The sequence below is a fragment of the Mesorhizobium sp. M1E.F.Ca.ET.041.01.1.1 genome (assembly GCF_003997355.1).
GTDB lineage: Bacteria > Pseudomonadota > Alphaproteobacteria > Rhizobiales > Rhizobiaceae > Mesorhizobium.
This window is the reverse complement of the sequence record NZ_RZSL01000372.1, coordinates 1-6159: the sequence shown is the minus strand read 5'-3', so window position 1 is coordinate 6159 and position 6159 is coordinate 1. Positions and strand designations below refer to the sequence as shown.

4 protein-coding genes and 1 pseudogene are annotated in these 6159 nt (G+C 57.0%); all 5 read left to right on the top strand.

Annotated elements, in window-relative coordinates:
- Positions 1 to 967, top strand: a 967-nt coding sequence (locus tag EOA38_RS24955; protein ID WP_145966057.1) for an amidohydrolase family protein, incomplete at its 5' end; no start/stop codon positions are given.
- 362 nt (positions 968 to 1329) lie between these two features.
- Complete coding sequence (locus EOA38_RS24950; RefSeq protein WP_127300474.1) at positions 1330 to 3189, top strand: ABC transporter ATP-binding protein; 1860 nt, start codon at positions 1330 to 1332, stop codon at positions 3187 to 3189.
- Positions 3190 to 3208: 19 nt separating this feature from the next.
- Positions 3209 to 4810: an ABC transporter substrate-binding protein gene (locus EOA38_RS24945; protein WP_245480910.1), complete on the top strand. Its 1602-nt coding sequence runs from the start codon at positions 3209 to 3211 to the stop codon at positions 4808 to 4810.
- Positions 4811 to 4840: 30 nt separating this feature from the next.
- A complete protein-coding gene (locus EOA38_RS24940; RefSeq protein WP_127300473.1) occupies positions 4841 to 5785 on the top strand; it encodes an ABC transporter permease in 945 nt (314 codons plus the stop codon).
- Positions 5786 to 5798: 13 nt separating this feature from the next.
- A pseudogene (locus tag EOA38_RS24935) lies at positions 5799 to 6159 on the top strand (ABC transporter permease); the annotation flags it as partial.

Genomic DNA, 6159 nt, shown 5'->3' with positions numbered 1-6159 from the left:
TCTCGATCAGTATGGCGAGTTGGGATTCGAGTCGTTTACCAGCGGCTACAACTATGACGGATCCAATCCAATGTCGTGCCGTCGTGATGCCTGGCCGGATGGCGGGCTGCCCGGTTCGGACCTGGCGCTCATGAGGAAGCAGCACCTCGACCCCAACAATGTCGTCTTCGGTGTGCTCCAACCCATGGTAGGGCTGCCCAATGGCGGGCGCAATCTCGATCTCAGCAACGCGTTGTCCACGGCGATCAACGATTGGCAGATCGCCGAGTTCGTTGAGCCGGAGGACCGGCTGAGGGCCTCCGTTGTGGTCGTTCCGGACGATGCCGTTGCCGCGGTCGCAGAAATCGAAAAACGGGCTCTGGACGCGCGATTTGTCCAGGTGGAGATATTCGCAGGGACAACCGAGCCACTGGGGCACCGGCGCTACAGGCCCATCCTGGAAGCCGCGGCTCATCATGGTTTTCCTATCGGCATGCACATCGGAGGCCGAGCTGGCGCACGGACCGCCAGCGGCTGGCCGTCCTACTACTGTGAGGACCATTTGGATCTCACCTTCGCTGCACAGTCGCAAATCATGAGTCTCATTCTTGAGGGCGTGTTCGACCAGTTGCCATCTCTCAAGGCGGTCATCGTCGAGTGCCTCTGTACCTGGTCGATCGGACTTGGACACCGGCTGGACATGTTGTGGCGGCGGATGGGCTCGGAGGTGCCGACCCTGAAACACTCGCCTTCCCACTATCTTCGCAAGCATTTCTACTTCTCAACACAACCGATGGAAGAACCGGACAATCCCGACGCGCTCAACTACCTGTTTGATCAAATCGGCTGGGACAAGCTGATGTACGCAAGCGACTATCCCCACTGGGACTTCGACGATCCCCGCTATGCCTTCAAGGCTCGGATATCCGAGGACCACAACGCGTTGCTGTTTCGGGAAAACGCAAGAAACGTTTACCGGATCCTGTAACGCGAACGAATAACGCGCCAGGTATTGCGCAAGATACAGCAGGATAGCCGCTTCAACGTGGCCACAGGAAGGATTTCGATGGCCTGGCAACCGACGGCACAACGGACTGGTCGTGATGAGACGTGTTGTCCTGTTTCACACGAATGGAAGCTTGAGGGAGTCGAGAAAGCGAACTGCGCGGCGGGCACGGACCTATCCGTGCGGTTCGACAAAATGGATTTGTTGAAGGTGCTCAACAAAGCGGAAGATTTCTGGGCCAGAACCTCGTCCGGTCTTCAGCGAAAATCGGTCGTAGGTCTTGGGGTGGTCTCGTGGACCAGGTAGATTTGTATAAGCCTGTGTCAAGAGTGCGAGAACACGGGATGGCCCAGCCGGTCCTTTCGGTTTCGCAGTTGGTGACCTCCTTCCGTGTCGGAGGGCGCTGGGCGCCCGTCGTGGCCGGCATATCGTTCGGGATCGGCGCAAGAGAGACAGTCGCCGTCGTGGGCGAATCCGGCTCGGGAAAGAGCGTGACGGCGCTCTCGATCATGCGGCTCAACTCGCCAGCTTCGACCAAGGTGGAAGGGTCGATCAAGCTTGAGGGGCAGGAGCTGCTCACGCTCTCGCAAGCAGAAATGCGTCGTATCCGCGGCAACGACATTGCCATGATTTTTCAGGAGCCGATGACCTCGCTGAACCCGGTACTCACAATCGGGTTCCAAATCGCCGAATCGCTGATTCTGCACCGCAGCCTGTCGCGATCCGAGGCTGAGTTGGAAACGATTAAGCTGTTGGAGAAGGTACGGATCCCGGCGGCGAAGTCGCGCTTCCACGAATATCCACACCACTTCTCGGGGGGCATGCGCCAACGCGTCATGATCGCGATGGCGTTGGCCGGCAAGCCAAAGCTGCTGATTGCCGACGAGCCGACGACGGCGCTCGACGTGACGATCCAGGCGCAAATCCTGGAGCTGATCAAGGAGCTGCAGGAAGAGGAGGGCATGTCCGTCCTCTTCATCACGCACGACATGGGCGTCGTCGCCGAGATCGCCGACCGCACGGTGGTCATGTATAATGGCCAGGTGGTCGAGACTGCGCCGACCGATGACATCTTCAAACGCCCCGAACATCCCTACACGCAATCGCTGCTTTCAGCCGTTCCAAAGCTCGGCTCGATGAAGGGGCGCAGGCGCCCAATGCGTTTCCCGATCGTCGATCGTACGACTGGCCAATCCGACGTGCCGGCCGAGGTACCGGACACTGTCAAGGAGGCGGAGCGCCCGGTGCTGGAAGTTGCGGGCTTGACGAAGCGCTTCGAAATTCGGTCGGGTATGTTTTCTTCGGTTAAAGGCCGGGTCTACGCGGTCGAGAATGTATCCTTCAGCGTCAAGAGCGGCGAAACCCTGGCACTGGTCGGCGAGTCAGGCTGTGGTAAATCGACGACAGGCCGAACGGTGATGCGGTTGACTGACCCCCTCTCGGGCTCGATTTTGCTCGACGGCGTTGACCTTGTCAAACTTGGCCAATCCGAGTTGCGCAAGCAGCGTAATCGCATGCAGATGATTTTCCAGGATCCGTTCGCCTCGCTCAATCCGCGAATGGATGTCGGCACGGCCATCATGGAACCGCTGCTGATCAATAATCTCGCCAGCCGTTCGGAAGCCCGCGATAAGGTCGCCGATCTCCTGCAGCGAGTGGGTCTTTCGCCTGACATGATCAACCGTTTTCCGCATGAATTCTCGGGCGGCCAGCGCCAGCGCATCTGTATCGCGCGTGCGCTTGCGCTCGAGCCGCGCCTCATCATGGCGGACGAAGCCGTCTCGGCGCTGGATGTTTCTGTGAAGGCGCAGGTCGTCAACCTTATGCTGGATCTTCAGGCCCGGATGGGCCTTGCCTATCTCTTCATTTCGCACGACATGGCGGTGGTCGAGCGCGTTAGCCACCGCGTGGCTGTGATGTATCTCGGCGAGATCGTCGAGATTGGCCCGCGCGAGGCGATTTTTCAGAATCCGCAGCATCCGTACACCAAACGGCTGCTCGCGGCAGTGCCGATCGCCGATCCGGCACGGCGCCTGCAGAAACGCCCGGTCTCAAATGACGAAATCAAGAGTCCGGTCCGGCCTGCAGACTACGTCCCACCTGTGCGCCAGTATCGTGAAGTCTCGCCTGGCCACGCAGTCATGATTTGGGGCGAGGAATGGGAGCAGGAGAACCAAGCGGGCCTAAAGCCTATTGGTCTTTAAACAACTAGAGGGAACGAAAATGAAGGTCAAGCTCATGACATGGACGTCCAGAACAACTGCCGTGCGTCGGTTACTAACAACTGCTGTTGTCGGCGTTTTATCCGTCGGTGCAGCGGAGGCGGACACGCTGCGCATAATAGAGGGAAGCGCCCTGAAAATCGTTGATCCCATTGTGACAACATCGGGAGATACGCAGATCCATGGATATCTCATTTACGATAAACTGTTCGAATTCGACAGCAGCGGCACACCTCATCCCCAAATGGCCGATAAAGTCGATGTAAGCTCGGACAAGAAGACTTACACAATCACACTCCGCAAGGACCTGAAATTCTCCGACGGAGCTCCAATCACCACTGACGACGTGATCCAGTCATTGAAGCGCTGGGAGTCTCGGGATGTGGTCGGTGGACTCCTTGGATCACGGACCAAGGACATGGTGAAGGTCGACGATCTGACGTTTCGGATTGAACTTAGCGAGCCGTTCGACGTTCCCTCGGCGCTTGCCAGTACTGAGGGTAACGTCCCTTTCATAATGCCCAAGCGGGTCGCCTCCCTGCCACCCACGGAACAACTCACCGATACAACCGGTTCTGGTCCGTATAAGTTTGATTACTCGACCTGGAAGCCAGGGCAAACGCCCGTTTACACCAAGAACTCCTTCTACACTCCGCGGAACGACCCGCCAAGCTTCTATTGGGGTAAGAAAGAGGCAACTTTTGACAAGATTGAAGTTTCCTACATACCTGACCCAAATACCGCGATGGCGGCGATGCTGACCGGGAAACAAGATATCTGGCTAACTCCTGCGATCGATAACGCCTTGGCGCTGCGAAAAGATCCGAAGCTCGTGGTCTCGAAAGGATATTTCGTCCAGAGCCTCTTCGTGGTGAATCACGAGGTGCCACCGTTCAACAACATCAAGGCGACTGAGGCTCTCACCTACCTGATCGACCAAAAGGAGGTCATGCAGATTTCTGTGGGTGACCCGCAATTCTGGCATCCTTGCTATGCTTATCTTACTTGCGAGGGGAAGTATGGCGACGAGTCCGCCTATGCCGGCCACCGGGGTGCCGCGGACTTTGACAAGGCTAAGGAGCTCTTCAAAGAAGCCGGTTACGATGGAAAGCCGATTGTGATTTTCGATCTAACCGATTGGGCGGAGGCCCACGCGAGATCACTGTACTTGGCGCAACAATTGAGAAAGATTGGCGTCCAAGTAGACCTTCAAGCAATGGATTGGGCTACCGTGACGTCGCGCCGCACGTCTAAGGCGCCTGCTTCGGAAGGCGGGTGGAACCTGTTCCCTACCTACATGGAGGTGGGACCTGCCAGTTCCCCGATCACCCATCTGATGCTGGCTGCGAACTGCGACAAGGCTTGGTTTGGTTGGCCTTGCGATGAAAAGCTCGAGAATCTGAGAGCTGCCTTCGCCAGCGCAGTCGACGAGAACGAGAAAAAGAAAATTACTTTTGAACTCCAAGCCCGCGCATCAGCCTATTTTCCCTTTGTCATGACGGGAGAGTACGGCATCCCGACTGTTTATGGCGCCGACCTCGAGGGGTTCAATCCCGAGGCACCTTATGCCTATTTCTGGAACATCCGGCGGAAGGGCCAGTAGCGCATCGCGTCTACGGTTCGTGAGGTAAATATGATCAGGTATCTCATTACCAGAGTGCTTTCCGTCATTCCGGTGGTGGGGGTCGTGACCGCCATAGTTTTCGGTCTGACGTATCTGAGCCCTGGAGATGCGGCGGCTGTGCTGGCGGGCGACTACGCCACGCCCGCCCAGATCGCCGCTATTCGGGAGAGCCTTCATCTCGATGATCCGCTGCTTGTCCAGTATCTTCATTGGTTGGCGAATATCATCCGGGGAAACCTGGGAAACTCGCTTTTTTCTAGACAGCCAGTATTCAATCTCATTCTGTCGCGAGTAGAACCGACGATTATTCTCGCGACCGCAGCAACTGTGGTTCAAATTACCATCTCGCTGCCGTTGGGATTGTTGGCAGCACAAAAGAGGGGGGGCATCGCTGATCGCTTAGTATCGCTCTTCGGGGTCGCCGGGACAGCGATACCTCCCTTTCTGATCGGGTATGTGCTGATATTCACGTTCGGTGTGTACTTTGGGTCAATGCCGGTCTCCGGGTTCCCAGGATTCGACAGCGGTGTGACGGAAGTTTTGCGGCATGTGCTTCTCCCCGCAACCATGTTGGGATTTGCGCAAACGGCACTCATCACTCGAATCACGAGAGCTAGCGCGATCGAAGTGCTGAATCAGGACTTTATCCGTGTCGCGCGAGCGAAAGGGCTCGACGAGTTCACGATCCTCGTTCGGCACTGCCTGAAGCTGATCGCCGTACCTCTGGTCACCGTAGTTGGAATGTCTTTCGCCGGTATGCTTGGTGGTGTGGTCATAACAGAGGCCGTCTTCGCAATCCCCGGGGTGGGCAGCCTCCTCGTGGAAGCCATCCAGCACAGGGATGTTCCGGTCATTCAGGGGGTCCTACTGATAAGTGCGTGTGTGTATGTCATGGTAAATCTGCTGGTGGACCTGTCGTACCCCTTAATGGACCCGAGAATTAAATATACTTGAGGAGTTAGGCCGTATGACATTTTCCCTGTTGTGGCCGCATATGGCGCGCCTGCCGGCGTCGGTGCGTGTCGCCGTGATTTTCATGCTTTTGGTTGTGCTAGTGTCGTATCTAGGTCCTAGGATAGCCAATCTTAATCCGTTGGCGATAAGTCCGGAGTTGAGACTCAATTCTCCCAGTGGCGCCCATTTGTTGGGCACCGACATGTTCGGCCGGGACATTTTCACGCGTGTGCTCTATGGCGGGCGGGTCTCGCTCGCGATTGGACTGGCCACTGCGGTTCTGGCGACAACAGCCGGAACAATCTTGGGTCTTGTCGCAGGAGCCGGGCAGGCATCAGACAAGATCTTGATGAGGGTCATGGACGGCATCATGG